19 protein-coding genes and 1 pseudogene are annotated in these 24,966 nt (G+C 59.2%); 11 read left to right on the forward strand and 9 right to left on the reverse strand.

Annotation, left to right across the window (positions count from 1 at the left end; all coding sequences use genetic code 11):
- Nucleotides 1–41: 41 nt before the first annotated feature.
- A complete protein-coding gene (gene ureC / locus BLU75_RS19805) occupies nt 42–1,742 on the forward strand; it encodes an urease subunit alpha (protein WP_084380912.1) in 1,701 nt (566 codons plus the stop codon).
- 18 nt (nt 1,743–1,760) lie between these two features.
- On the opposite strand, the gene BLU75_RS19810 is transcribed toward ureC (BLU75_RS19805), so the two are convergent.
- Both BLU75_RS19810 and BLU75_RS19815 read right to left on the reverse strand, forming a co-directional pair.
- Nucleotides 1,761–8,243: an NEL-type E3 ubiquitin ligase domain-containing protein gene (locus tag BLU75_RS19810; RefSeq protein ID WP_084380911.1), complete on the reverse strand. Its 6,483-nt coding sequence runs from the start codon at nt 8,241–8,243 to the stop codon at nt 1,761–1,763.
- On the reverse strand, nt 8,210–8,770 hold the full coding sequence (locus BLU75_RS19815; RefSeq protein ID WP_090221542.1) for a dermonecrotic toxin domain-containing protein: 561 nt from the start codon (nt 8,768–8,770) through the stop codon (nt 8,210–8,212). Before BLU75_RS19815 ends, BLU75_RS19810 begins: the two co-directional genes overlap by 34 nt.
- A gap of 7 nt (nt 8,771–8,777) precedes the next feature.
- Here BLU75_RS19815 and ureC (BLU75_RS19820) point away from each other — a divergent pair.
- The 4 genes and pseudogenes from ureC (BLU75_RS19820) to BLU75_RS19830 all read left to right on the forward strand — a co-directional run.
- Nucleotides 8,778–9,005, forward strand: a pseudogene (gene ureC, locus BLU75_RS19820) (urease subunit alpha); the annotation flags it as partial.
- Between the two features lie 113 nt (nt 9,006–9,118).
- A complete protein-coding gene (locus BLU75_RS28375) occupies nt 9,119–10,051 on the forward strand; it encodes an MCP four helix bundle domain-containing protein (RefSeq protein ID WP_373863663.1) in 933 nt (310 codons plus the stop codon).
- The gene (locus tag BLU75_RS28380) at nt 10,048–10,752 is read left to right on the forward strand and encodes a methyl-accepting chemotaxis protein (RefSeq protein ID WP_373863662.1); all 705 of its coding nucleotides are present in this window, start codon (nt 10,048–10,050) and stop codon (nt 10,750–10,752) included. Before BLU75_RS28375 ends, BLU75_RS28380 begins: the two co-directional genes overlap by 4 nt.
- 214 nt (nt 10,753–10,966) lie before the next feature.
- Nucleotides 10,967–12,094: a sensor histidine kinase gene (locus BLU75_RS19830; RefSeq protein ID WP_084380909.1), complete on the forward strand. Its 1,128-nt coding sequence runs from the start codon at nt 10,967–10,969 to the stop codon at nt 12,092–12,094.
- 44 nt (nt 12,095–12,138) lie between these two features.
- Here the strand turns inward: BLU75_RS19830 and BLU75_RS19835 are convergent, their stop codons facing one another.
- On the reverse strand, nt 12,139–13,077 hold the full coding sequence (locus BLU75_RS19835) for a DnaJ C-terminal domain-containing protein (protein ID WP_084380908.1): 939 nt from the start codon (nt 13,075–13,077) through the stop codon (nt 12,139–12,141).
- 276 nt (nt 13,078–13,353) lie between these two features.
- Between BLU75_RS19835 and BLU75_RS19840 the strand changes: the two genes are divergently transcribed.
- Nucleotides 13,354–14,622, forward strand: coding sequence for an Hsp70 family protein (locus BLU75_RS19840; RefSeq protein WP_084380907.1), 1,269 nt, complete (start codon nt 13,354–13,356; stop codon nt 14,620–14,622).
- A gap of 105 nt (nt 14,623–14,727) precedes the next feature.
- Here the strand turns inward: BLU75_RS19840 and BLU75_RS19845 are convergent, their stop codons facing one another.
- Both BLU75_RS19845 and BLU75_RS19850 read right to left on the reverse strand, forming a co-directional pair.
- Nucleotides 14,728–15,741 carry an AI-2E family transporter gene (locus tag BLU75_RS19845; RefSeq protein WP_084380906.1) on the reverse strand — a complete coding sequence of 338 codons (1,014 nt, stop codon included), beginning with the start codon at nt 15,739–15,741 and terminating at the stop codon, nt 14,728–14,730.
- A 179-nt stretch (nt 15,742–15,920) separates the two neighbouring features.
- Nucleotides 15,921–16,220 (reverse strand): PsiF family protein, encoded by a 300-nt coding sequence (locus BLU75_RS19850; protein ID WP_084380905.1) that lies wholly within the window; start codon nt 16,218–16,220, stop codon nt 15,921–15,923.
- Between the two features lie 303 nt (nt 16,221–16,523).
- On the opposite strand from BLU75_RS19850, the gene BLU75_RS19855 reads away from it, so the two are divergent.
- Complete coding sequence (locus BLU75_RS19855; protein WP_084380904.1) at nt 16,524–17,411, forward strand: DMT family transporter; 888 nt, start codon at nt 16,524–16,526, stop codon at nt 17,409–17,411.
- A gap of 18 nt (nt 17,412–17,429) precedes the next feature.
- Here the strand turns inward: BLU75_RS19855 and BLU75_RS19860 are convergent, their stop codons facing one another.
- Together BLU75_RS19860 and BLU75_RS19865 are read right to left on the reverse strand one after the other, a co-directional pair.
- Entirely contained in the window at nt 17,430–18,320 is an 891-nt protein-coding gene (locus tag BLU75_RS19860) for an esterase/lipase family protein (RefSeq protein ID WP_084380903.1), read from the reverse strand.
- A 98-nt stretch (nt 18,321–18,418) separates the two neighbouring features.
- Nucleotides 18,419–19,060: an FMN-dependent NADH-azoreductase gene (locus tag BLU75_RS19865; protein WP_084380902.1), complete on the reverse strand. Its 642-nt coding sequence runs from the start codon at nt 19,058–19,060 to the stop codon at nt 18,419–18,421.
- A 137-nt stretch (nt 19,061–19,197) separates the two neighbouring features.
- Between BLU75_RS19865 and BLU75_RS19870 the strand changes: the two genes are divergently transcribed.
- On the forward strand, nt 19,198–20,106 hold the full coding sequence (locus BLU75_RS19870; protein WP_084380901.1) for a LysR substrate-binding domain-containing protein: 909 nt from the start codon (nt 19,198–19,200) through the stop codon (nt 20,104–20,106).
- Nucleotides 20,107–20,194: 88 nt separating this feature from the next.
- On the forward strand, nt 20,195–20,725 hold the full coding sequence (locus BLU75_RS19875) for a ferritin-like domain-containing protein (protein ID WP_084380900.1): 531 nt from the start codon (nt 20,195–20,197) through the stop codon (nt 20,723–20,725).
- 60 nt (nt 20,726–20,785) lie between these two features.
- Here the strand turns inward: BLU75_RS19875 and BLU75_RS19880 are convergent, their stop codons facing one another.
- Entirely contained in the window at nt 20,786–22,855 is a 2,070-nt protein-coding gene (locus BLU75_RS19880) for an AsmA family protein (RefSeq protein WP_090221544.1), read from the reverse strand.
- A 368-nt stretch (nt 22,856–23,223) separates the two neighbouring features.
- Between BLU75_RS19880 and BLU75_RS19885 the strand changes: the two genes are divergently transcribed.
- Complete coding sequence (locus BLU75_RS19885; RefSeq protein ID WP_084380899.1) at nt 23,224–23,646, forward strand: hypothetical protein; 423 nt, start codon at nt 23,224–23,226, stop codon at nt 23,644–23,646.
- Nucleotides 23,647–23,798: 152 nt separating this feature from the next.
- Nucleotides 23,799–24,431, forward strand: coding sequence for a TetR family transcriptional regulator (locus BLU75_RS19890; RefSeq protein ID WP_084380898.1), 633 nt, complete (start codon nt 23,799–23,801; stop codon nt 24,429–24,431).
- A 5-nt stretch (nt 24,432–24,436) separates the two neighbouring features.
- Here BLU75_RS19890 and BLU75_RS19895 read toward each other — a convergent pair whose 3' ends face one another.
- Nucleotides 24,437–24,955 carry a C40 family peptidase gene (locus BLU75_RS19895; protein ID WP_084380897.1) on the reverse strand — a complete coding sequence of 173 codons (519 nt, stop codon included), beginning with the start codon at nt 24,953–24,955 and terminating at the stop codon, nt 24,437–24,439.
- Between the last annotated feature and the right edge of the window lie 11 nt (nt 24,956–24,966).

A 24,966-nucleotide genomic window follows, 5' to 3' on the forward strand; every position in this document is an offset into this window, starting at 1 on the left:
GCGAGTAATCACATTCACCCCATTATTCTCAAGGTAACCCCATGAAAATCAGCCGCCAAGCCTACGCCGACATGTACGGCCCAACCGTCGGCGACAAGGTCCGCCTGGCCGACACCGAGCTGTTCGTCGAAGTGGAAAAAGACTTCACCACCTACGGCGAAGAAGTGAAGTTTGGCGGCGGCAAGGTGATTCGTGACGGCCAGGGCCAGAGCCAACTGCTGGCTGCCGAAGTCGTCGACACCCTGATCACCAACGCGTTGATCATCGATCACTGGGGCATCGTCAAGGCCGACGTGGGCCTGAAGAACGGCCGGATCGCCGCCATCGGCAAGGCCGGCAATCCCGACATGCAGCCCGGCGTGACGATTGCTGTCGGCGCCAGCACCGAAGTGATCGCCGGCGAAGGCATGATCCTCACCGCCGGCGGCATCGACTCCCATGTGCATTTCATTTGCCCGCAGCAAATCGAAGAGGCATTGACCAGCGGTGTCACCACCCTGATCGGTGGCGGCACCGGCCCGGCCACCGGCACCAATGCCACCACCTGCACCCCTGGGCCCTGGCACTTGGCGCGGATGCTACAGGCCGCCGATTCGTTCCCGATGAACCTCGGCTTTACCGGCAAGGGCAACGCCAGTCTGCCCGAACCGTTGATCGAACAGGTCAAGGCCGGGGCCATCGGTTTGAAACTGCATGAGGACTGGGGCACGACACCGGCGAGTATCGATAACTGTTTGAGCGTGGCCGACACGTACGATGTGCAGGTGGCAATCCACAGCGATACCCTCAACGAGTCCGGCTTCGTCGAAACCACCCTGGCGGCGCTCAAAGGCCGCACCATCCACACCTATCACACCGAAGGCGCCGGTGGCGGCCACGCGCCGGACATTATCAAGGCCTGCGGTTTTGCCAACGTGTTGCCCAGTTCGACCAACCCGACGCGGCCGTTCACCCGCAACACCATCGACGAACACTTGGACATGTTGATGGTTTGCCATCACCTCGACCCGAGCATCGCCGAAGACGTGGCCTTCGCCGAAAGCCGTATCCGCCGCGAGACCATTGCCGCCGAAGACATCCTCCACGACCTTGGCGCGTTCTCGATGATCAGCTCCGACAGCCAGGCCATGGGCCGTGTGGGCGAAGTCATCACACGCACCTGGCAGACCGCCGACAAGATGAAAAAACAGCGCGGGCCGCTGGCCGGCGACGACGCGGACAACGATAACCTGCGCGCCAAACGCTACATCGCCAAATACACCATCAACCCGGCGATCACCCATGGGATCAGTCACGAGGTGGGTTCCATCGAAGTCGGCAAGTGGGCCGACCTGGTGCTCTGGCGCCCGGCGTTTTTCGGGATCAAACCGACCCTGATTCTCAAAGGCGGCGCCATTGCTTCCAGCTTGATGGGGGATGCCAACGCTTCGATCCCGACGCCGCAGCCAGTGCACTACCGCCCGATGTTCGCCAGCTTCGGCAGTTCGTTGCACGCCACCAGCCTGACCTTTATCAGCCAGGCGGCGGCAGATGCCGGCTTGCCGCAAGCACTGGGCTTGAAGAAGCAGATCGGTGTGGTCAAGGGTTGCCGCGACGTGCAGAAAACCGACCTGATTCACAACGACTACCTGCCGCAGATCGACGTCGACCCACAGACCTATCAAGTCAAGGCCGACGGCGTACTGCTGTGGTGTGAACCGGCCGAGGTGCTGCCGATGGCCCAACGCTACTTTTTGTTCTAGCTCAATGTCAGCCAATGATCAGCCGGACCGCCCGCCCATCAGGTCCTTGGAAGTGCCTGGCTGGTCCGGGTCACGCTCAGAGAGCGGAGGTGACGAGGCCTCTTGACGAGACAACTCAAGGAGTTTTTTATTTCGCTCAGTCGTAAGTTCAACCTCCAGCACGCTAGCGGCCTCGCTATAGGCCTCACTGAAGGTTGCATGATCATTTTCAAGTTTTTCATGCTTTTGCGCCGAGTTTTGCTCCAATGCGGTAAATTCCTTTGGGTATTTCTCCTTGAGGTAATCCACCCAGTAGTCACGTGTAATCAGGTCTTCATAAAATGCATCGGTGGCTTCCGCGATCTTCACTGCCTTGAATGCACCGATAAGGGTCATGCCGGTAATGGGCTTGCCATACATCATGTACCCGGGCTGACCCGGCAAGTCCAGCAGCCCCTGGAGGCCGAGTCGATATTCCAGACGCACTTCCGCGGGATCTGCGTGACGCCCTCGAGCGCTGATGTCTTTGTCGGCCAATTTTTCAACCTCGCCCAAACGAAACAACTGCCGGGACAATTTCAACAAAGCAGGACCCTTCTGGTCCAGATGAGCAGGATTGACTTCAAGCAGAGCGTTATATTCGAATACTTTGACCTCTAATCCGCTGAACGTCAGGATACGCCCGTCCACACAGGTGCCATGGGTGTCTGACAACCGGAACAGCACTTGCCTCAGTTCACTATCGCTTCCCGCCGCTTTCAACACTTCCCAGACCCTTCGTGTCAGGTCCGCGCGGGAAAAATTGAACTCCGCAGTGTCCTGCAAACGCCTCAGCAAATGAAAAAGCGCCTCATGACCCGGCTCACCCTCCAATTGCGCCCATAGCGCCCGACTGGCTGCTTGCGTCTCTGGAGCAAGGCTTTCCAGCCATAACGACAGATGTCCACGTCCACCCTGCCCTTCGGGTACGACCTCATCGGAGAAGGTGCTTTCGGTGTCATTGCTGTCATCACCGCCAAAGTCATTAATCAGCTCATCAAGCTCTGAGCGCGTAAACCCTAATACCGGATCGAGCTGCCGCTCATGTGCGTACCCCCTGAGCCGCTCAAGTGAGTCCCGCGACAGCTCACGGTTGTCAAACAAATTGGTGTTCGACATCAGGAGATCGTGGGTTCCGTCCAACGCCTGGGGTGGAATCGAAGCAAGGTCATTGCCCGACAGATTCAGCCTTAGCAGGGACTCGGATTGCCACACGCCCTCGGGCCACTGCGTCAGCCAATTGTTTTGTAGATCCAGATTCTGAAGTCGTCTGAACCCGTCGAGCCGGAAGCTTTCCAGGTCACAGTTGGCCAGGTTCAGCCTTTGCAGATGCTGCAGGCCTCTCAGCGAGCGGTACACAGCCTCGGATGCGGTGAGGCTGGTATAGGACAAATCAAGGTGCTGCAAATGAGTCATGCCTGCGATAGCGTCAGGCAATGCCTCCTCCAGCGGATTACCGCCAAGGTCCAGCGTGCGCACATTGGGAAAAGCACGCAGGAAGTCATTGGAACCCTGCTCGGTTAGCCCGACGCCCCTCAACCCCAAGGTTGCGACATGAGTAAAGGCACCTGACAGTTCAGGCAGATCACCCAATCGCAGGCCAATGAGATTGAGTTCGGCACTGGCCTGGCTGCCGGCCGTCAATAGCCCTTCGCGCCAGCATTCAAGGATGCGCAGTGCTGCCGCTTGCCGAGTCTGCGACGACACCTCCCAGTTGCCCTCCCTGAACGCTCGAATGAGTAACCAATCATTCAAGCGACGGGTCAGCGCTTCGAAGGTCTGGTTCCAGCCATCGATACGCTCATGCAGTTGCAGCTCAGGGATTCCCTGCGCGTACATTTTTTCAATCCACTGGCGCGCCTCATGCTCATTGAGCACGGGGAGCAAACGACGCATGCGGGTTTGCAACGACTGCGAGCCCCGCGACATTTCGGCAGGCAGTAACGGCAGCAGATGGTGAATATTCAAACAGTCGCTTTCGGTCGGGGGAAAGATGACCAGCACACGATCTTGGGCAAAACGGGCCAGAGTGCCTGGGGACAGGCCCCTGGTCTGTTCGAATCGCTGGCGTGCCGCCGCCAGCTCGGCGCAGGCTTGCACGCTGAGAGGCGTGCCGCTCAGGTGGGTATTAATCAGCACCTGATCCCGGTCCAGTGCTGACTGCGGCAAGGTTGAGATAGGGGTATCGCGCAAGTCCAGCCAGATCGGTTCCGGCAAATGCTCCGCCCCCACCGGCCACGCCTTAATCGGTGTTCCGCGCACGCTCAGGGAGTGGAGTCGACTCATTGGGCTCACGTCCACCTCGGTCAAGGGGTTATGGCTCAGGTTCAAATGCTCAAGTGCCGGCAGCTCGTCCGATTTGAAGCGCATAGCTGTCAGCTCGCCATTGCTCAGGTCAAGCGTTCGAATTTCGTTGAAAGCCAGGACAAAGCGCTGCAAGTGTTGATCCGGCACGCGCATCTGTTTCAGGATCAAGGTTTTCACATGGGCGAAGAAACCGGCAGGTAACTCCGGTAACGAGGCTAGCTGCAGGCCGAACAAAACAAACATCGAGGGATCTCGTGTTAGCCCCGAGAGACCGTAAACATGCAACGGTAAATCCGTCGGGGGAACGTATTGGCGGACCAACTCGCTACACCAACTTACTTTCAAGGTAGACGCAACCGTACTCATGGAACGGCCCTCGGATGATGGCTGCGACGTTGTGCCCAACCACCGCTCAAGCTGTCGATCAAGCTCACTGCGCTGCATGCTCAAGGCTTCCACGGCGTCAAACCTGGCCTGAGGCTCTGGCCATAACTCGGCAACATTGGTATGCAGCGCATTGAAATACTGGGGGTCTATTTCGGCCAGGCGAAAAAGCTCGCCTTTGCAGTAATCCCTCACCATTTCACTCGTATCAATCAAGTGCCGAGGCCGATTGCGCACGTATTCATAAATGGGTTTAAAGTCCTCACGCGCTACTTTCGACCAATCCAGCGACAGGCCGGCCAACAGTCGATCACGCCCAGGGTAGAGGTCTGCAGGCAGGGTATCGATGCCCGTTGCGCGCAGATTCAACCGTTCAAGCAGCGGTAACTCAAGCACACCTGTTGGCCACTGCTTTGTCTGACTGTCGCTCACTTGCAGCCTTCGCAAACGGCTAAAACCACGAATATCCAACACGGGGCTCTCGCTGCGCCCTCCCCCTCCTACGGGGGATGTGAGGTTAAGCTCTTCAAGGTTGGACAGCACCTTAAGCTCGGATACCAGCTGCGCAGTTATCGGCGTATTGAGGTTCAAATTGCGCAGTTTGCGCAGGTTTTTCAATGACTCGAACACCCTGTCGGGGTTGTCCTGCATCACCTGGACTTCAAGTGTTTCCACAGAAGCGCAACGCTCTAAAAAAGCCTCGGCATTTGGCACGTTCAGCTTCAAATCCCGGACATGGGAGAAATCGGCGGTAATGAGAGGCAAGGGGTCGACAGCGACTAGACTCAGCTGGCTGAAACGCAGTTCCTGGTCCGCCAAGGGTGCATTTCGCCACGATGCCTTGAGACTGTCCATAATCTCCCGACGTACGAAAATATGGGTTTGCAGCGCTGGGGATCGGTCTGACACCCACGCCTCAAGCGTCGACACCAGTGTTTGCCACTCGCTCAACCGGGCTTGTAAATAAGCATAAACTTGTACATCGGTTTGACCTGTCCGGCGCAGCTTAAGGACGTAGCTATTGGCCTGTTGATCGGTCAACCCCGGGTAGGCGGCCCGCACGCGTGCCACCAGTGGAGCCTCCATGCCTGGACCGCGACCACTGGCGTAATAACCCACGCGCTTGTCTTTCAACCTTATCGGCAACTTGTTCATGTTTTTTTTGGCCGCGTGCTGTTCAAGCGCTTGCGCCATCTCACCGGGATGATCGATGGCGTAGCCGATAATTGCTTTGCGCAGTTCAGCATGCTGGCTAATATCGGGAACACCCATTGCCTGGCGGGCGTCATCGGGCAAGACACGCATGAGGGAAGGGAAAAAATTATCACCGGGTAGCGGGTTGCTATCGAGCGCTGTGCCCTGCTCATCGAACGCTTGGTATACCGGACCTTTCTTGACCAGATAGTTGGGAACCGGTGCCGTCTCGCTGCCAATACCGTGGATCAATACCCCGCTGGTGTCACGAACTTCCAGGCGCACGCTATCCGACCACCCCGGCAACTTTTGCAAGGCATGCAGCGCCAGCCGCTTGCTGTCGACCGAGGCCATGTTTTCCAAGTGCAAGCCGGCATACGCGTTGCTCAGTCGCCCGTGTTGCGCATACCAGCGAGCATGCTCCAACATTCGCAAGGGAAAGCGCGCAGTGCTCGCCAGCCGCTCGAATTCCTCGCTATTGGCCTGGGCCAGCACGGCGTCCGCGGCCGCCTCGCTGAGACCTGGCGTCACACGTTGCATCTGCGCGACGAAGCGCGCCTTGGGCTCCGATCCTTTATAGAGACTTTCGAATACGTCCGGTTGGCGAGTCTTGACGAAGTCGACGATCTGTTTGCGAAAATTTTCCGGCCTTGTTGCTTTAACCCGCGCGGGCTCGCCGCCGAGCAGATGAAGAATTTCCGCCTCGTCGAGCCCCTGCAAAATACGCGCGGGCAATGCACCACTCATGACATCAGCCCGACAAATCCTGACCGGCGCTTTGACCTCTCCTGGAGGAAGTTGGCGTCCAGAGCCGTACTTGAGCGAGCCTCCCGTCAAATCCGTCGTTTCAAATACCTCCAGCCCCCGCCCCTGCGGCCAGCGTGGTAGATCGACAACCAAAGGCAGGACGTACAGATAGCGACCATCGACCGCTTGCTCACCTTCTATCTGACTGATTACCTCATCCACGCCTTGGCCAGCCTCAAACAAGCGCAGGGTGTTCGTCAATTCCGGAGGCGGTGGCAAACTGTCCATGTGCATCTTGCGCAAAACATTGTCGCTGACGCCGCTGATGTCAGCGATTCTCAGCAATTGCTCATCCGCGAATATCTGCGTCACATGCCCCATACGCCGCAACAGCGTCAACCGGTCCCATGTCAGCGGGCGCTCCAGCGTATGACGCCAAGCACCGGCGCCGTTGTGCGTCAACCGAGGTTTGTAAGCCCACGGATTGCTCGGGTGCTCGATACGCCAACACTTGAGAGTCTCATCGTAGGTTTGTTGGTAAGCCTTGCCGTCCTGGCGAATGTACGTCTTGCCGTCCAGCTCATATTGGCCCATGGCATTGGGGCCGCTGCTGCGGTCCAGGCTGACGGGACTTTCATAGCCGCTCAGATCGGGTTTCCACAAACGCGTCTCGCCATTGGACAGGGTAACCGGCTCCAACGCCTCGATCACCGGTTCGGCCTTGACTGCAGTCAATCTGCCCAGCACTTTGCCGCCCCCGGCCATTACCGCCATGAAAGCCAGGTTTTGCGCCACATCAATCAGGTGTGCCTTGGCTGCCTGGCGGTCGCCTAGACTCCACTCGTGTGCGGCCTCACAGGTCTCTACCAGCAATTGGGCCACCATTGCCCCCATCATGAGTTGACCCAACGCCGGTACAAACATTGAAATGCCGGTCAACCCCAACAGACTGATATTCAACAAGCGGGCGAGTTTTTCCGAGCGTGCCTTGGCATCGACATCCGCCGAGGGCACCGCGTGAGCGCGGGCGTCGGCAATGAGCTTGTCGCGATGCTGCTCAAACAGGTAATCCCACAGGTTACGGGTCCCGATACCTGCCCCTTTGCGAAGCATTGCGCCGGGCGCCAGATAGGGATCAAGGTTCGGCACCTGTGGGGGCGGCTGCTCGTTGGGCAGGTAAAGAAGCGAGTAGGGATCAATGCCGCTCAACTCAATGAGTAACGGCGCATACTGATCCAGGGCCTGGTCAATCGTCAGCACCGGCCCATCCTGGGTGAACTGCTTGAAGTAGTACGGGCGATCGGCATAAGCCACGAACTGGCTGAAAAATCGCTGGTAAGTCGTCGGGCTGCCATCGTCGGGCAAAGACACATCGCGGGCAGTCAAACGCTGCTTGAAAAGGTCCGTCATCTCGGCCCTGGTGTAGCGTTTCAGGGGGTATAGAGGATCATTGGGAATATAGAGAATCAACTCATCGGAACGGCCATATAAATCACCGACCGAGAACAACACGCAGCCGGTCATCTGAATCCCCATCAAGCCAAACTCACATAGGCTGACGCGCTTACCGTCCAGCAGCGGCTGGACATTTCCATTGATGACCGACAACACCATGGTGTAATCCCCAGGCGCGATATCCTGCTTCAACAGCGCGACTTCGGCGGCCATGCGCATAGCCGTTTGCTGGGCATTCTTGAACGTGTGCCGAAGCACTTCGTGTGCCCCGGCATTGCCGGGTTGCACATAACTTTTGAGGTAAACCTGATACTTCGCGCCAATGTCCAGCGAACGGCACAGTTTGGTGAACTGAGCCACCGTCAATGCCGGGGTAATGGTCTCGAATCGACCCAATGTGGCGTTTTTTTTTTTGAGAACCCTGAAGTCACATGGAAAGCGTCAGGCTCACATTCCGAGGCCTCGAAGTTATGCAGGGCAGCTTGCAGCAGTGGCAGCTTCAAGACTTCGAAACTGGTAATTTCTATAGCGAAAATGCCTGCTTCCAGTGGCTTCCTCAGTACCAGATAAGTCTCGTCGACATCTAACTCAACATTGAACTGGTCCTTCAAGGCACTGACCAACAACGGTTTGGCATAAGTGTCGATGTCTTGGAGGTCCGCTATGGCCTTGTCCAGTAAGGTCTGGGCGTTGACGCTGGCGGCACAGCTGTCGTGAAGGGTATTACGTTGCGTGGGTGAAGCGCGCAAATACCAGTCCGGTATGGGTGTATCGGCTGTTTTCAGTTCCGTGCGACGTTGCGGCGTGGTCTTGATGAGCCAATCGGGAATAGCCTTTTCGAGAAGCGGGCCGTGGATGCTGAGCGATGCCGGTGGTGTCTGGGCCACCGCCGCCGGGATGATGGGAGTGGGGCTTTCGGACATGGTCTTTCTCCTTGAAGAGTGGAGCGCTAGCACACCATGTCCGACGGTTGGTTCAGCGATAGATAGTTGCTGCCTCGCCATCAGCCTGACTTTTATCAGCCAGGCGACGGCAGATGCCGGGTTGCCGCAGATCGAAGTCGACCCGCAGACGTATCGAGCCAGGGCCGACGGCGTACGGCTGTCGTTCGAACCGGCGGATGTACTGCCGAAGGCCCAACACTATTTTTTGTTCTAGGCCAAAGCCCGGCAATAAAGCAGACAAGTCCTTTGTACCAATTCGGCTAAAGGTCTATTGCTCAACGGATGCCTGCCGATAGGTAAGTTAACCCCCATAGAAGGAGCGCCCCCATGTCGCGGTTCTTTGCCGATATCGGCTTGCGCTGGAAAATCACCCTGCCGATAGCGTTCCTGGCACTGCTGTTGGTGTTGATGGGATGGTCGGGCATGCGTGGCATTGACCAGGTGACTGAGTCCAGTACACAGCTGACCAAGCGATATTTGCCGGCCATCAGCCTGCTGCTCAACGCCGATCGCGATCTCTACCAGGCTTTTGTTGCCGAGCGCAGCCTGCTTGATGACCACGCGCACGAGCATCTGACGGCGCTGGGCGCCAGTCATGAGGAGAATACCAAGCAGGCTTATGACCGCGTGCAGCAATATGCCGCCATGCAGCCGGGGACCGAGGCGCTGGCGCTGGTCAGTCAGTTCAATGACAACTTTGCAAAGTGGCAGCAGGTTTCGCGGCGGGTCATGGAACTGTCGGTGGGTGACATGGAGGCGGCCAGCACCCTGAGTTTCGGTGACAGTGAGCGTCTGTTCGAGACCCTGCGCGATTCCATTGACAAACTTGGTGAGCTGGAAGATCAGGCGTCGCATCGCGAGGGGGACGCGGCGATCGACAATGGTCGGGAAATGGGGATGCATCAGGGCGCCATTCTGTTGATCGGGCTGCTTGGCTGTATTCTGGTGGTGGTTGCCCTGCCGTTGGTCGTGCTGCGTCCCATGCGTCGATTGCTCAGTCGCGTCGAGCAAATTGCCGAGGGCGATGGTGATTTGAAAACCCGTCTTGAGGTGCGTTCGGCTGACGAGTTGGGTCAGCTTGGCAGCGCCTTCAATCGCTTCCTCGACAAACTGCAGCCGCTGATTGCCGAGGTGGGCCGGGTGACTGGGGAGGTCGATGCCGCGGCACGCGCCATGGCCAGCATGGCGGCGACCAATGATCAGTTGATCAGCAGCGAACAGCGGCGCTGGATCAAGTCAGCACCGCCGCGACCCAAATGAGTGCCGCCGTGCATGAGGTGGCGCATAACGCGCTGAACGCCTCGGATGCCGCCCAACAAGCCACCAGCCAGTCCCGTGATGGCGCCGAGGTCGTCAACAGCACCATCGAATCAATCCGCCAACTGGCCCACGAGGTGGAAAGCGCCTCGGGCACCATCGAGGCATTGGCCCAGGAAACCTCTAGCATCGGCGCGGTGCTTGAGGTAATTCGGGGCATTGCCGAGCAAACCAACCTGCTGGCGCTCAACGCCGCCATCGAGGCAGCGCGGGCGGGTGAGCAAGGCCGCGGTTTTGCCGTGGTGGCCGACGAAGTCAGGGCGCTGGCGGCACGCACCCAGGATTCGACCAAGGACATCCAGGTGCGCATCGAGCGCTTGCAGTCCGGTGTCGCCAAGGCCGTGCAAGCCATGCATGTCGGCAGCATCAAGGCCCGCGACAGCGTCGAGCGCGCCGCAAGCGTGGATCAGGTGCTCAGCGGCACCGGCGGTTCAATACAGCGGATCAACGACATGGCCGCACAGATCGCCAACGCCTGTGAAGAGCAGAGCAGCGTCACCGAGGAGATAGCCCGCAATATCTCCGACATCCGCGACCTGTCCAGCGAGGCGGCAGAGAACTCGGCCCAAAGCATGCACGCCAGTCAGCAGCTTTCCAGCCTGTCGAAGAACCTGGCGGAACTGACCGGCCGCTTCCGCACCTGAGTCAGAAGCGAGCGTGCCCACCGCTGATTTCGGGCGGGCACGCGCGGTGCGCTCTCAGTTCCAGTGATCATTCAACGCCGCTCCCTCATGAAGCGCAAAACCATCGATTGCAACCGTTCATCGGCATATTTTCGCCTCATCAGTGAAGGAACCTGCGCGTGACGCTAAGATGCGCCACAGGTCCTCACCGTCGCCCTGCAAGGTAGCCCCGGCCATGCGCCTATCCGAGTTCATCACTGCCAATGCCGAACAGATCGTCGATGAGTGGGAACGCTTTGCCGAGACGCTGACCCCGGCCGCCAACACCTTGAACCGCACGCAGTTGCGCGACCACGCGCATTCGATGCTGGTGGCCGCCGCGCGGGACATGAACACCCGCCAGAGCGCCAGCGAACAAGCGGCCAAGGCCAAGGGCGAAGGCCCCGAGAAAAACCCCAGCCTGGATAAGGCCGCCGCCAGCCATGGCGAGCTGCGCCACACCGTGGGTTTTGACCTGGTGCAGATGACCGCCGAGTTTCGCCACCTGCGGGCCTGTGTGATTCGTTTGTGGGCCAACAGCCTGGATTCACCGCAACTGACGTATTTCCAGGACATGATCCGCTTCAACGAAGCCATTGATGAAGCCTTGGCCGAGTCCACAGCGGCCTACGCCGAGCAGGTCAATCGCTCGCGGGACATATTCCTCGCCATTCTCGGACACGATCTGCGCGCCCCATTGCAGGCGGTGAACATGTCGACCGAGATGTTGCTGCGCAAGGCCCAACTGGATCCCCAGGGCTTGAACCTGGTGGGCAATATCAAAAACGGTACGCGGCACATGGGTGCGATGGTCAGCGACCTGTTGGAATTCGTCCGCAGCCGACTGGGCAGCAGCCTGCCCATCGAACCGAAGCCCATGAACCTTGCCGACGCGGCGCAATCGGCCATCGATGAAGCCTGTGCGGGTCGTCCCGATTGCCATCCGACCTTGCACATCCACGGCGACATGTGGGGTCAATGGGACCGTGGACGCCTTGAGCAGCTATTGCAGAACTTGATTGGCAATGCTTTGCAACACGGCCTCAACAGCAAAGCGGTGACCCTGACTCTCAACGGTACGGCCGACAGCGTGTTGCTGAGCATGCACAACTACGGCGCGCCGATTCCCCAAGCCGCACTGAACACCGTGTTCGACCCGCTGGTGCGCAGCAGCAATGACGGACTGGGCAGCACCTCCACCAGCCTCGGCCTGGGACTGTTTATCGTCAAAGAAGTGGCATTGGCCCATCGGGGCAGCATTGATGTGACGTCCACCGAAGCGGACGGCACCACGTTTACCGTGGTGCTGCCGCGTACGTTCTAGTGCTGGCGGACTTGCGCTAACCCTGGCGGTTCATTCGAGCAGCATCAGAAATGCTCGCGCGGATTGAAATTGGCCTGCTTCGCCAATGCCTGCCACAGCGCGATAGTCTCGTCGTCCGCCTGTTTAGGCATCACCGCCTTGAGCTGCACAAACAGATAGCCACGCTGCCCGGCCTTGTTCATCAAACCGTGGCCCTTGGCGCGCATGCGCTGGCCGTTCTGGCTGCCGGCGGGCACTTTCAGGTTGATCTTGCCGGTCAGGGTCGGCACTGCCACTTCCGTGCCCAACGCCAGTTCCCATGGGGCCAGCGGCAAGGTGATCACCAGGTTTTCGCCTTCCACCTCGAACTTCGGATGCGGGGCAAAGCGGATGATCAGGTACAGGTCGCCATTGGCGCCACCACCAATTCCGGGCGCGCCCTGCCCCTTCAGGCGGATGCGTTCGCCATCGGCCACACCGGCCGGAATCTTCACATTCAGGCTCTTGGTGGTGTTGCTGACGTGTTGCCCCGCCGCGTTGTATTGCGGCACCTGGAAGTTAATTTGCTTGGACTCGTTCGACAGCGTCTCTTCCAGAAACACCGACAGCTGCATCTCCACGTCTTGGCCCTTGCGCCCGGCGCTACGGCGTTGGCCGCCGCCGAAGGCGTCGCCACGGCTACCGAAAATCGAACTGAAAAAGTCCGAAAAATCCTCGGTACCCTGGTTACCGCTAAAACCGCCACGGCTCTGCCAACCTGGCGGCCCCTGGAACGGTTGGCCGTGCTGGCCGTACTTGCGCAGCTCATCGTATTCGGCGCGCTTGTCGGCACTTTTCAACGCTTCATAGGCTTCGGACGCATCTTTGAACTTGGCTTCGGCGTCTTTTTCCTTGCTGACATCCGGGTGATATTTACGCGCGAGCTTGCGGTAGGCGGCCTTGATTTCCTTATCATCCGCCGTCGGCTCGACCCCCAGAATCTTGTAGTAGTCTTTGAAATCCATCGGAGTATCACCATCCGTTATCGAGATCGCATCCGTCTTCGGCCCAGCCTGCTTGCGCAGGCCGGGTCTGGTCGAGGGAGCGTCAGAAAATTATCGGCAACTTGTAGGACAAAAACGGTCCTTTCGACAGCCACCAATCGTATGCACAAGATTTGGGGGCAGATGGCTGACCTTTCAAGGTAACAAGTACGCTGTATTTAACGGATGGTTGACCTACGCATCTGCTCGCGACTGACATACACTGCGCGGCCGTTTTTCAACCGGAATCCGATAGACATGAAAAACCCATCCCCAGCCCGTGCCTGCGGTATCGACTTCGGCACGTCCAACTCCACTGTCGGCTGGATCCGTCCCGGCATGGAAACGCTTATCGCGCTGGAGGACGACAAGATCACGCTGCCGTCGGTGGTGTTCTTCAACTTTGAAGAACGCCGCCCGGTCTACGGCCGCCTGGCGCTGCACGAGTACCTGGAAGGGTATGAAGGCCGCCTGATGCGCTCGCTCAAGAGTCTGCTGGGTTCCAAGCTGATCAAGCACGACACCAGCGTCCTGGGCACGGCCATGCCGTTCACCGATTTGCTGGCGCTGTTTATCGGTCAGCTCAAGAGCCGCGCCGAAGCCAATGCTGGTCGCGAGTTCGAGGAAGTGGTGCTGGGCCGCCCGGTGTTTTTCGTCGACGATGACCCGATGGCCGACAAAGAGGCCGAAGATACGCTGGTGGACGTGGCCCGCAAGATCGGTTTCAAGGAAGTGTCCTTCCAGTACGAACCGATTGCCGCGGCCTTCGATTACGAATCCACGATTGAAAAAGAAGAGCTGGTACTGATCGTCGACATCGGCGGGGGTACCTCCGACTTCTCGCTGGTGCGCCTGTCGCCTGAGCGTCGCACCCATGCCAACCGCCATGCCGACATCCTCGCCACCGGCGGTGTGCATATCGGCGGCACCGACTTCGACAAGCAGCTCAGCCTGCAAGGCATGATGCCGTTGTTCGGCTACGGCAGCCGCATGAAAAGCGGCGCCTACATGCCCACCAGCCATCACATGAACCTGGCCACCTGGCACACCATCAACTCGGTCTACTCGCAAAAATCCCAACTAGCCCTGGGCAGCATGCGCTATGACATCGAAGACACCGGTGGTATCGACCGCCTGTTCAAACTGATCGAGCAACGCGCCGGGCACTGGCTGGCGATGGAGGTCGAGGAGACCAAAATCCAGCTGACCCACGACGACAGCCGCCATGTGCCGCTGGATCGGGTTGAACCGGGCTTGAGTGTGGAGTTGAGCCGGGCGCTGTTCGAGTCCGCCATCGACAACCTGCTGGAGCGGGTGCGCAATAGCGTGACGCAACTGCTCGACGATGCCTCGGTGGACGTGGCCCAGGTGGACACGGTGTTTTTTACCGGTGGCTCCAGCGGTATTCCAGCGCTGCGCCACAGCGTCTCGGCGATGTTGCCGAATGCGCGGCATGTCGAGGGGAACATCTTCGGCAGCATCGGCAGCGGCCTGGCAATCGAAGCCAGCAAACGCTACGGCTACTGACACCCGTCACTGTAGGAGCGAACTCGCCCGCGAAGTATGTCAACGATCACCCGGGCATTCCGGGTGCCCGGGGTGGGTTTGAGTTTTTCGCGGGCAAGCCCGCTCCTACACCATCCCCGCCAGCTTCAACTCACTCTTCAAGTACGCATAATAAATCGGCCCGGCCACCACACCCGGCAAACCGAATGCGGCTTCAAACACCAGCATCGCCAACAACAGCTCCCACGACTTGGCGCTGATCTGCCCACCGACGATGCGCGCGTTGAGGAAGTACTCGACCTTGTGGATCACGATCAGATAACCCAGCGCCGCCACCGCGACCCAGATCGACAGCGACAGGGCGACGATGGTGATCAGGGTATTGGAGATCAGGTTGCCGATCACCGGCAGCAGGCCCAGCAGGAAGGTCAGGACGATCAACGTCTTGGTCAGCGGCAAATGAATCCCGCACAGCGGCAGCACCACCGCGAGAAAGACCGCGGTGAACACGGTATTGAGGGCAGCGATTTTGATCTGTGCGAAGACGATGTTGCGAAAGGCCTGAACCAACAGGTGCAGGCGATCGAACAACACGGCGGCCAGGGGCTTGCGCTGGGTGAGATCAGGCACACGTTGCAGCGCCATGATGGCGCCCAGCACCATGCCGATCAGCAAGGTCACGAACATGTGTGCCGCGTCCTTGCCCACCAGTTGCAACTCGCTCAGGTGCTTGCCCAGCCATTGGCCGATGGCCACGCGGAACTCGGCGGCGCTGGCCGGCAGGTACGCGTCGAGAAACGGCGGTAACTGGCCGCGAGCGCGGTCGACCACGCCCATGAATTTATCCAGGGAAGCGCCGGGGTTTTCCGCCTCGTGCAGCAGGAAGCTGATAGCTCCGGCGAAAAGTAACGCCAACGTGCTGACGATCAAGGTGCCCAGCAAGGCTACGGCCAGCCAGCGCGCGCGCCGACCTTCGATCAGCCGCTGCAATTGCGGGGTAAGCATGTTGACCAGCTCAAAGACCAGCAGGCCGGCCAACAGGCTGGGCAGCAGTTTTAACGGCAAGACCAGTAGCAACCCGCCGAAAATGATGATGTAACTGGCCAGCAGCAACACATGACGCTGAGAAAACGTTGGCATACAGCCTCTAAACGAACGGCGTTAAAGGACGTTGTAGGAGCGAGCTTGCTCGCGAAGAACGTGAACGATAACGCATGCATCCTGACTGAGACGCGGTGCCCTTGCGTTTTTCGCGAGCAAGCACGCTCCTACAAGAGGAGCGGTGCGCGAGTGTCGCAGCCTTCTGTAGTCCGGGGCTATTATTTCTTCAGGCACGTGCTCATAAAGGTCTTGCGTGCATCGCCGGTCAGCGCCTGGGTCTTCGCCGACGCATTGCAGTTCTTCATTTTCTGCTGCTGTGGGGTCAGGGCCTTGGCATCGTTGGCCGCAGGGGCCGATAGGCAAGTCTTCATGAACGCTTTGCGCTCATCACCTTTCAAGCTCTTGGTGGAGGCTTCGGCGTTGCAGGTGGTCATTTTGTTTTGCTGGGCCGTGGCCGCAAATCCTTGGGAGCAGAGCAACAAGCCAACCATCAACAACGGAATACGCAGCATCTTCATGGGGTTTTCTCCCTGTTACCGCGCCGACGGGCACGGCCTCACGCGCAGTGTAGACAAAGCCTGTTACGCCTTCACCTACTACGTGTATTCACCCCTCGATACTGCTCTGGGGTAAAGCCGGCTTGACGCGGGAATAGTGCGATAAACGCCGAGCAGCGCACATACATCGAGGCCGGCAGCCTGGGAAAATCCGCAGGTTGATAAGTTTCTTGTGCATTTTTCCTGGATACCACCGGATCGACGTATGAGCTTCGCTCCAGACAAAGGATAATCAACGCTCATTCACGCTTCTGGTTCTTTTCGATGCAATACGCTTATCCGCTGCTGGCGATTTTTATCTGGGCGGGCAATACCGTGATCAACAAACTGGCGGTGGGCGCGATCTTTCCCGCCGAGATCGGTTTTTACCGCTGGTTGCTGGCGGCCGTCTTCTTTACCCCGTTCATGTTCAAGCCGGTCATTGCCAATTGGCCACTGATTCGCCCTAACCTGGGCAAGATCTTCATCCTCGGTGTGCTGGGCATGGCGGTTTACCAGAGCCTGGCGTATTACGCCGCAACCCTGACCACCGCGACCAACATGGGCATTATCCTGTCGCTGATGCCATTGATGGTCCTGGCCGCCGCCATCATCAGCCTCGGTCAGCGCCTGACCGCCGGCGCGCTGGCCGGCGCGGTGCTGTCGTTCGTCGGCGTGCTGGTGGTGGTGTCCTCCGGCAGTCTTGGCGCCCTGCTGCAACATGGACTGAATCTGGGGGACGGCATGATGCTGGTCGCCACGTTGGCCTACGCGATCTACAGCACCCTGCTGAAAAAGTGGCAATTGCGCGTGCCACCACTGGTGCTTCTGTATTTGCAGGTATTGGTCGCGGTGGTGGTGCTGTTCCCGCTGTTTTTGAGCTCGGAGAAGGTCGGCCTCGGCAGTTCGAATATTGGCCTGGTGCTGTATGCCTGCCTGCTGGCCTCGATGCTTGCGCCTTTGGCCTGGATGCATTCGGTCAAGCACCTGGGACCGAGCCGGACGACCTTGTTTTTCAACCTGCTGCCATTGATCACCGCGTTGATTGCGGCGGTGGTGCTCAAGGAGCAGTTGGCCTGGTATCACTTGATCGGCGGGTTACTGACGTTGGGCGGGGTCATTTTGTCGGAACGCTGGACGACGCCGATTGGCACCAAAAGCAGCCTCACCTGAGGCCCTCGACAACGGCGACTAGACGCCGGCGGCCTTGAGTCTTTGCGCGTGTTCGACGAACAGGCGCACAGGTTCGGCGCCCTTGCCCACCAACCCGAGTGACTGGTTGACGATATCGAAATGGTCCAGCGCATAGTCGTCGCGGATCACCGTGCCCAAGTGCGAACTGTAGCGCCCGACCATGCCGTCGCATTGACCCTTTTCCCGCACGAACGTACGGGCAAACAGCCGACAACTGCGGTGGGTGCCATCCAGCAGGTTGCGTCCGCGATCGGTCTTGCCCGGCTGCAAGGTGCCGGACCAGGAGTAATAACGTACGCCGTCAACCTCTTCGGCGCCCTGCCCGCCCCACGTGGCGGGCAACCCTTGTGGGTATTGACGATTGAACAGCGCCACGCCTTCGCGGGTCAGCGAGTGATGGGACGCATGGATATCGACCGCAAAGCGTGGCCCGCGATACCCCGTTTCCAGCACGCCCATGATGATCCCGATCAACCGCAGCAATGCGCTCATGATCCGCCCCTTGGCGCTGTCAGCCGGGTAATGGGTGTGGATATGGTCCGCCAGCTCCGAACCGTGATTGGGCCCGGCCACCGAGGTCACGGACGCTACCCAGTCCGGGCGCTTGGCCGCCGCATAACGGGCGCTCAGCGAACCCTGGCTATGCCCGATCAGGTTGACCTTCTCGGCGCCGGTCTCGCGACGAATCCGTTCGATCTGCGCCAACAATTGCTCGCCACGCACCTCACTGGAGTTGAGCGGCGCCACCTGCACCGCAAACACCTGCGCCCCACCCGCACGCAACGCCGGGACGATGCCATACCAGTACGGGTAGAGCACCAGCCGCACAAACCCAAGCATCCCCGGCACCAGCACCAGAGGGTAACGTGTAGCCAACGACTGCGGCATGGGGCGAACGTCCTTGACAGTGAATCGACAGCTGCATCCTAGACCCGCCACCCACAAACCGACATGACACCCCGATGACTAACTGATGACGCGCGCCCTCAGAACGTGCGCGCCAGATCGCGCAATTGGCGCTCGGCCTCATCGCTGGAACGACGAAATGCTTCGGGGACGGATTCTTCGCCCTCGGCGGCAATCACCGTGATGTCGTCAATCCCGATAAACTCCAACGCCGTACGCAGATGCGGGTCCGCGTGGTTCATCGCCGCGTACTCGCCACCCGGGCCAAAACCACTGCCGCCACGGCTGGTGACGATCAGCGCTTTCTTGCCTTGCAGCAAGCGCTGGTATTGGGCAATGCCCTGACTGTCCTGAGTGACGTCGAAGGTCAGCCCCATGCGTACGATATGGTCAATCCAGGCCTTCAGGCCGCTGGGCAACCCGAAGTTGTACATCGGTGTGGAAAACACCAGCAGATCATGGTCGATCAGCTCACCGACCAACTCATCACTCAATTGCAAATCCGCCTGCATGGCCAGGGGACGCGCCTGGGGCTCGGGGTAAAAATTCGCCGCGACAAAGGCTTCGCTGACATGCGGAATGAAGGCACGCCCGACTTCCCGGCGGGTCAGTTGCGCATCAGGATGGGTGGTTTGCCAAACCTGGAGAAAGGCTTCTGCCAAACGCCGCGAATGCGAGCGTTCGCCACGCGGGCTGCCATGGATAGCAAGTATTTTATTCATCTGTAGCACCTTCAACGGCTAGACTAAGACGACCTGGTTGGTCGGCTTTTCTTGGCAAAAATCTAGAGTCCTGGCCGCCGTCCGACAAATGAGCAAAAGTCACTTTGGATGATATTAATTCATCCATGGAGCCCTGAATGTTTGCCTCGCTGCCCCTCACCGCCCTGCGTGCCTTTGAATCGGCGTCGCGCCTGCTCAGTTTCAAGGCGGCTGCCAGAGAGTTGTCGGTCACGCCGACCGCTGTCTCCCATCAGATTCGTTCGCTGGAAACCTGGCTGGGAGTGCCCTTGTTCGAGCGACTGCCGCGTCAGGTCCGCCTCACCGCTTGCGGTGAACGCTTGTTCCACAGCCTGCATGGCGCACTGCTTGACGTTGCCCACAGCGTCGACAGCCTGCGCCCGCAGCGCAGCGCCGGCCATCTCACGGTCTCCACCACGCCAGCCTTCGCCGCCCTGTGGCTGGTGCCTCGGCTCGGACGTTTCTATGCCGCCCACCCGGACATCAATGTGCGCCTTGATACCCAGTGCGAGGTGGTGGATCTGCAGCAGGATGCCAGCATTGACTTGGTAATTCGCTACAGCCTCGAGGACTACCTGAACCTGCACAACCTGTGCTTGTTCGACGAGTGTTTCGCGGTCTACGGCGCCCCCGAGCAAGTGGCCCAGGCCAGCACCCAGGTGCCGACCCTGATCAGCGTGCGCTGGCATAACTCCAAGCTCTACGCCCTCGGCTGGCAAGCCTGGTGTGAACGCGCTGGCGAGCCGTGGTTATTGCCATCCCGGCCCATGCGCGAATACGACGAGGAGCATTACGCGCTGCAAGCGGCGATTGCCGGCCAAGGCCTGGTGCTGGCCAGCAATATCCTGGTCTCGGAAAGCGTGGCCAGCGGGTTGCTGGTGCCGTACAAGCCCCAGGTCAGTGTCGACGGCGCCGGCTACAGCGCGCTGTGTGTGCCGGGCCGCGAGCGTCATCCGCCGGTCAGGGCATTTTTCCAATGGCTGCGCGAAGAGGCGCGACTGTCCGGCCACAGCAGCAAAATCCGATAAAACTTTTTGCCGCGCGCAGCACTCACAACCTGGAGCGACCGCGCCGTTAGAGCGTGGAGCAAAACCGGATTAGCACCAGGAGATTGAGATGACTGAAGCAAATTTGACTGACGTTGCGACCCTGCGCACACGCGCCCGCCAGAACGTCGAAAACGGTGCCGTGACCGAAGGCTACGAGGCTGACCGCGAAGAAATCATCCGCTTGCTCAACACATCGCTGGCCACCGAGCTGGTCTGCGTCCTGCGTTACAAGCGTCACTATTTCATGGCCAGCGGGATAAAAGCCGCCGTTGCTGCCCAGGAGTTCCTCGAGCACGCCACCCAGGAAGCCGAACACGCGGACAAACTGGCCGAACGTATCGTGCAGTTGGGCGGCGAGCCGGAGTTCAATCCGGATCTGCTGTCGAAAAACTCCCACGCCCAATACGTGGCGGGCAAGAGCCTGAAGGAAATGGTCTACGAAGACCTGGTAGCCGAACGGATCGCGGTCGACAGCTACCGCGAGATCATTCAGTACATCGGCGACAAAGACCCCACCACACGACGGATCTTTGAAGACATTCTCGCCCAGGAAGAAGAACACGCCGACGACATGGCCGACATCCTCGAAAGCCTGTAATCGGCCGTTCAAAAAGGCGGAGCGGGTTTACCGGCTCCGCCTTTTTTACGTTTGCCAGCGTCAGTCTTTCACCGTTTTCGGCGCCTTGCCTTCCTTCATCTGCTGCAACAGCGGCACACATTGGTTCGGGACATCGCCACTCGGCGCCACCAGCGCCAGCAACCCCGCCGCTGGCCCGACGATCACGCCCAACGCGATCATCCCCGCCCCCCGCAACATCAATGGCACCGCTTTGACTCCGGCGTTCGGCTTGATGAACGGCCCGTTCACGTACAACGGTGAACGCAGGGAAAACAGACGGAAGCCTTTGGACTCAGGTGTAATCGTCAGGTCCAACTGTTCACTGCTCATGTTGGCCGTGCCGTCGACGTAGATGATTGCGTTCTCGGTATCGAACACAAACAGACGGGTGGTAGCCAGGCCACGCTTGATGCCGAAGTCCGCCGCCGCGCAGTTGATCTTCACTTCCTCGTCGCCAAATATCTTGCCGACGACATAGTTACCCACGTTCAACCCGGCGATTTCCATCAGTCCACGGCTGATGGCGCCGTCGTTGACCAACATCTTCAGATCGCCATTCGCAGTGCCCAACAACGCCGCAACCGAATTGCCGCGGCCGGCGATATCGGCATCCCCATTGAGTTCACCGAAGCTGGTTTTCATCGGCTCGAAGGTCGGGAACAGTTGCTTGAGTTTGAAGTTGCGCGCCGTTAGTTTCGCCCGGCCTTCCAGCGGAGTGATGTGCCCGTTGAGGCGAATCTGCGCATCGAGCTTGCCGCCGGCCACGCCGAAGCGCAGGGGTTCTAGGCTCAACTGGCCGTCGTTGAGCACCAGGTGCGTGTAGAGGTCAGTGAACGGCAGGTCGGCGCTGTGGACGATACGCTTGCCCGTGAACTCGACATCCGCGTCCATGTCACGCCAGCGCTCGGTGCGGAACTCCTCCACCGGCAGCACCTTGGTCGCCGGCTGCTTGCTCATTCCGCCACGCGCCTTTTGCTTGGCGTTGGAGTCCGCGCCGATCAGCGGCGCCAGGTCGGCCAGCAACAATTGGTTGGAGACCAACGCACCGCTGAGTTTGGGCCGTGGCTGGCTGGCGACATAGGCCAGGTCGCCATGAATGTCACTGTTGCCAATCTTGCCGTTGAAGTTCTCATAGCGGAACGACGCGCCGCCGGGCTCGTGGAGCTTGGCGGTCAGGTGGCCGTTGGTGGAATAGGCCGGCGAGTCCGGCAGGGTTACGCCGGTCAATGGATAAAGGTTGCCCAGGCTGTTGCCGGATAGCTTGAGGCGCACATCCAGGGCCCCGAGGTTCAAGGGGTCGGTCAGGGTGCCCGCTACCGCGATGCGGGTATCGGCAATCTTGACCTGGGCTTGCACCGGAAAGGGTTTGGCGGCGTCCTGCAGCGCCAGCAGCCCACCGATCTTGCCGCTGCCGGCGAGTTTCTGGCCGTGGTATTGGCCACTGACTGTAAGGCCGAACGCGTAATCCTGAGGTGCCGAGCCCTTCTCCAGCGCCTTCTTGGCATCACTTTCGCCAACGATTTCATTAAAGGGAATCGGCTTGCCCAAAGGGTCGATCACTACGTCGAGGCGAGTTTTGAGGGTTTGGTCGTCGAGGGTGACGTGGCCCTTGTCAAAGCCGATGGCACCGATGTCCACCACCCAATTGGAAGGTTCGGCGTTCGGATCCTTCGGATCGAACTGGAAGGTCCAGTTGGCGCGCCCATCGGCCAGCCGCTGCAGTTCGGCACTTGGTTCGGTGAGGTCGATACGCGGGATCACCACACGCTGGGTCAACAATGCCAAGGGGGAAATACGCAACTCGACGCGCTTGAGCGTGACCATCTGCGGCTTTTTCGACCATTCTGGGTTGCCCAGGGTCAGGTCTTCGGCCACCACATGGGGCCATGGAATCCAGGCTCGCCACCCGCCTTCCTCAGGCTCGCGTTGCCAGGCCACCGACAAATCGCCATTGATGGCAAACGGGCGATGCAGCTCTTCGGAGACTTTGGCATTGAGCGACGGCTTGATTCGATTCCAATCGAAAAACACCAGAACCAGTACCACCACAGCAATGAGCAGAACGAAGCTGGCGCAGCTCCAGGCGAGAATTTTACGGGTGCGCGTCATTGCACGAGGCTCCTGATTACGACGATGCGCGCCCATGGCGACACATCTGAGAACTAAAGCTTATAGGGCTACGACTGGCAAACGCCCCGGGGGTTTAACCGCAATTCCGAATTAGCCGCAAAAATCCGATTTTCCTGACCAAATAGACAATTTACCCCTGGTGTGATGCACCGTTGTTACCCACGACTGTAGCGAAAATACCCACCACGGTGCAAAAGCCCGTGCTTGAGAGGCTCGCGCTAGAGCCTTCGCGGCAAACAATCAATTCTGTTGATTATTACCATTGTGTTTATGAACTTTTATATCGAGATATCGAGAGTAGCATTAGCTTCGTACCCACTTTATCGCCCTCCCAAGGAGCAACTGTCATGAAACGCCAATTACTTCTCAGTGTTGCACTTTCGGTCCTGGCCACCAGCGCTTTCGCCGTGCCAGCGTCCGAACAGGCCATTCCCCAAGTCAAGCTTGACGCTGCGCACACCAGCCAGACTGTCGCCGAAGGTGGCCGTGATCGCCTGGAACAGAAAGGCCTGGTTGAAGGCGGTGCTGATCGTCTGCTGGAACGCAATGCCGTAGCCGAAGGCGGTCGCGATCGCCTGGAACAGAAAGGTCTGGTTGAAGGCGGTGCTGACCGTCTGCGCGAACGCAACCCCGTCGCCGAAGGCGGTGCTGACCGTTTGCGCGAACGCAACCCCGTTGCCGAAGGCGGTGCTGACCGTCTGCTGGAACGCAACCCCGTCGCCGAAGGTGGTTCCGACCGCCTGAATGAAATGCATCAAGCAGCGAGCTAAGCCCGTGCTGGCCCGAAAAAAAGCCCGATCCCCAGAGATCGGGCTTTGACTGTGGGTAATCCGTAATACTTCTGCCTGCGTCTCAGGTTCGACGCCGACAAAGCTGATTTGCTAGAGTGCATCGCTGTCCTTGTCCACAAAGCTCCTCGCCCATGCTGCCCCGCGCTGAACAGAAGCAACAGACCCGCCTCGCCTTGATGGATGCAGCTCGCCATCTGATGGAGTGCGGCCGAGGGTTTGGCAGCCTGAGCCTGCGCGAAGTGGCCAAGACCGCCGGCATCGTACCCACCGGGTTCTACCGGCACTTTGCCGACATGGATCAACTGGGCCTGGCACTGGTCAGTGAAGTCGGTCAGACCTTCCGGGCCACGATCCGTCTGGTACGCCACAATGAGTTCGTCATGGGCGGCATCATCGACGCCTCGGTACGCATCTTTCTAGATGTAGTGGCCGCCAACCGTTCGCAATTTTTGTTCCTGGCCCGCGAGCAATACGGCGGCTGCCTGGCCGTACGTCAAGCCATCGCCACCTTGCGCGAGAACATCACCTCGGACCTCGCCGCCGACCTGACCTTGATGCCCAAGCTCCAGCATCTGGATGCCAAAGGCTTGCATGTGATGGCGGGCCTGATCGTCAAGAGCGTGTTCGCCACCCTGCCCGACATCATCGATCCACCCGCCGAAGCGTTGCCACCGCACCTCACGCCTCAGGCGAAGATCACCCAGCAACTGCGGTTCATCTTTATCGGCCTCAAACATTGGCAAGGCCTGGGCAGTACCGAGTAAGTCGCTCAACGCACCGCGTGAAAACGCTTGGCGGTGGTGTAGTGTTTTTTCCAGTAGCTGTTGGCCAACGAATCGATGCGGATGTTCTTGCCAGTGCGTGGCGAATGAATGAACTTGCCTTCGCCGATATACAGGCCGACATGATTGATCCGACCGCGCCCATTGCCCTTGAAAAACACTGCATCGCCGGGTTTCAGCGCATCACGCTTGATCGTCGCGGCGGTTGAGCGGTGCATCGCCGCCGTGGTGCGTGGTATCAGGATATTGGCTTCGGTCTTGAACAGGTACACCAGAAAGCCGCTGCAATCGAAACCCTGTTCCACCGACGTTCCGCCCCAGCGGTACGGCGTGCCGAGCAAGGCGTGAGCGCGGTCGATGACGTTATCGATGGACGGCTTGGGAACCGTCTGCAACGACGTATTGAAGGGCGCCAGTGACGAGTGACGCTGGATGACGTTGGCCCAGCTCGACGGCGTGATCAACAACAGGCTGACGATGAGTAAAGATAAAAATGACTTGAGCATGATGGATATCG

Source organism: Pseudomonas mucidolens (genome assembly GCF_900106045.1).
Lineage (GTDB): Bacteria > Pseudomonadota > Gammaproteobacteria > Pseudomonadales > Pseudomonadaceae > Aquipseudomonas > Aquipseudomonas mucidolens.

Excerpts from the sequence above, each read along its gene's own strand:
- BLU75_RS19870 (WP_084380901.1), top strand. The coding sequence starts at position 19,198 with ATGTTTGCCTCGCTGCCCCTCACCGCCCTGCGTGCCTTTGAATCGGCG.
- BLU75_RS28380 (WP_373863662.1), top strand. The coding sequence starts at position 10,048 with ATGAGTGCCGCCGTGCATGAGGTGGCGCATAACGCGCTGAACGCCTCG.
- BLU75_RS19875 (WP_084380900.1), top strand. The coding sequence starts at position 20,195 with ATGACTGAAGCAAATTTGACTGACGTTGCGACCCTGCGCACACGCGCC.
- BLU75_RS19865 (WP_084380902.1), bottom strand. The coding sequence starts at position 19,060 with ATGAATAAAATACTTGCTATCCATGGCAGCCCGCGTGGCGAACGCTCG.
- BLU75_RS19850 (WP_084380905.1), bottom strand. The coding sequence starts at position 16,220 with ATGAAGATGCTGCGTATTCCGTTGTTGATGGTTGGCTTGTTGCTCTGC.
- BLU75_RS19895 (WP_084380897.1), bottom strand. The coding sequence starts at position 24,955 with ATGCTCAAGTCATTTTTATCTTTACTCATCGTCAGCCTGTTGTTGATC.
- BLU75_RS19815 (WP_090221542.1), bottom strand. The coding sequence starts at position 8,770 with ATGTCCGAAAGCCCCACTCCCATCATCCCGGCGGCGGTGGCCCAGACA.
- BLU75_RS19885 (WP_084380899.1), top strand. The coding sequence starts at position 23,224 with ATGAAACGCCAATTACTTCTCAGTGTTGCACTTTCGGTCCTGGCCACC.
- BLU75_RS19830 (WP_084380909.1), top strand. The coding sequence starts at position 10,967 with ATGCGCCTATCCGAGTTCATCACTGCCAATGCCGAACAGATCGTCGAT.
- BLU75_RS19840 (WP_084380907.1), top strand. The coding sequence starts at position 13,354 with ATGAAAAACCCATCCCCAGCCCGTGCCTGCGGTATCGACTTCGGCACG.
- ureC (WP_084380912.1), top strand. The coding sequence starts at position 42 with ATGAAAATCAGCCGCCAAGCCTACGCCGACATGTACGGCCCAACCGTC.
- BLU75_RS19860 (WP_084380903.1), bottom strand. The coding sequence starts at position 18,320 with ATGCCGCAGTCGTTGGCTACACGTTACCCTCTGGTGCTGGTGCCGGGG.
- BLU75_RS19845 (WP_084380906.1), bottom strand. The coding sequence starts at position 15,741 with ATGCCAACGTTTTCTCAGCGTCATGTGTTGCTGCTGGCCAGTTACATC.
- BLU75_RS28375 (WP_373863663.1), top strand. The coding sequence starts at position 9,119 with ATGTCGCGGTTCTTTGCCGATATCGGCTTGCGCTGGAAAATCACCCTG.
- BLU75_RS19890 (WP_084380898.1), top strand. The coding sequence starts at position 23,799 with ATGCTGCCCCGCGCTGAACAGAAGCAACAGACCCGCCTCGCCTTGATG.
- BLU75_RS19880 (WP_090221544.1), bottom strand. The coding sequence starts at position 22,855 with ATGACGCGCACCCGTAAAATTCTCGCCTGGAGCTGCGCCAGCTTCGTT.
- BLU75_RS19835 (WP_084380908.1), bottom strand. The coding sequence starts at position 13,077 with ATGGATTTCAAAGACTACTACAAGATTCTGGGGGTCGAGCCGACGGCG.
- BLU75_RS19855 (WP_084380904.1), top strand. The coding sequence starts at position 16,524 with ATGCAATACGCTTATCCGCTGCTGGCGATTTTTATCTGGGCGGGCAAT.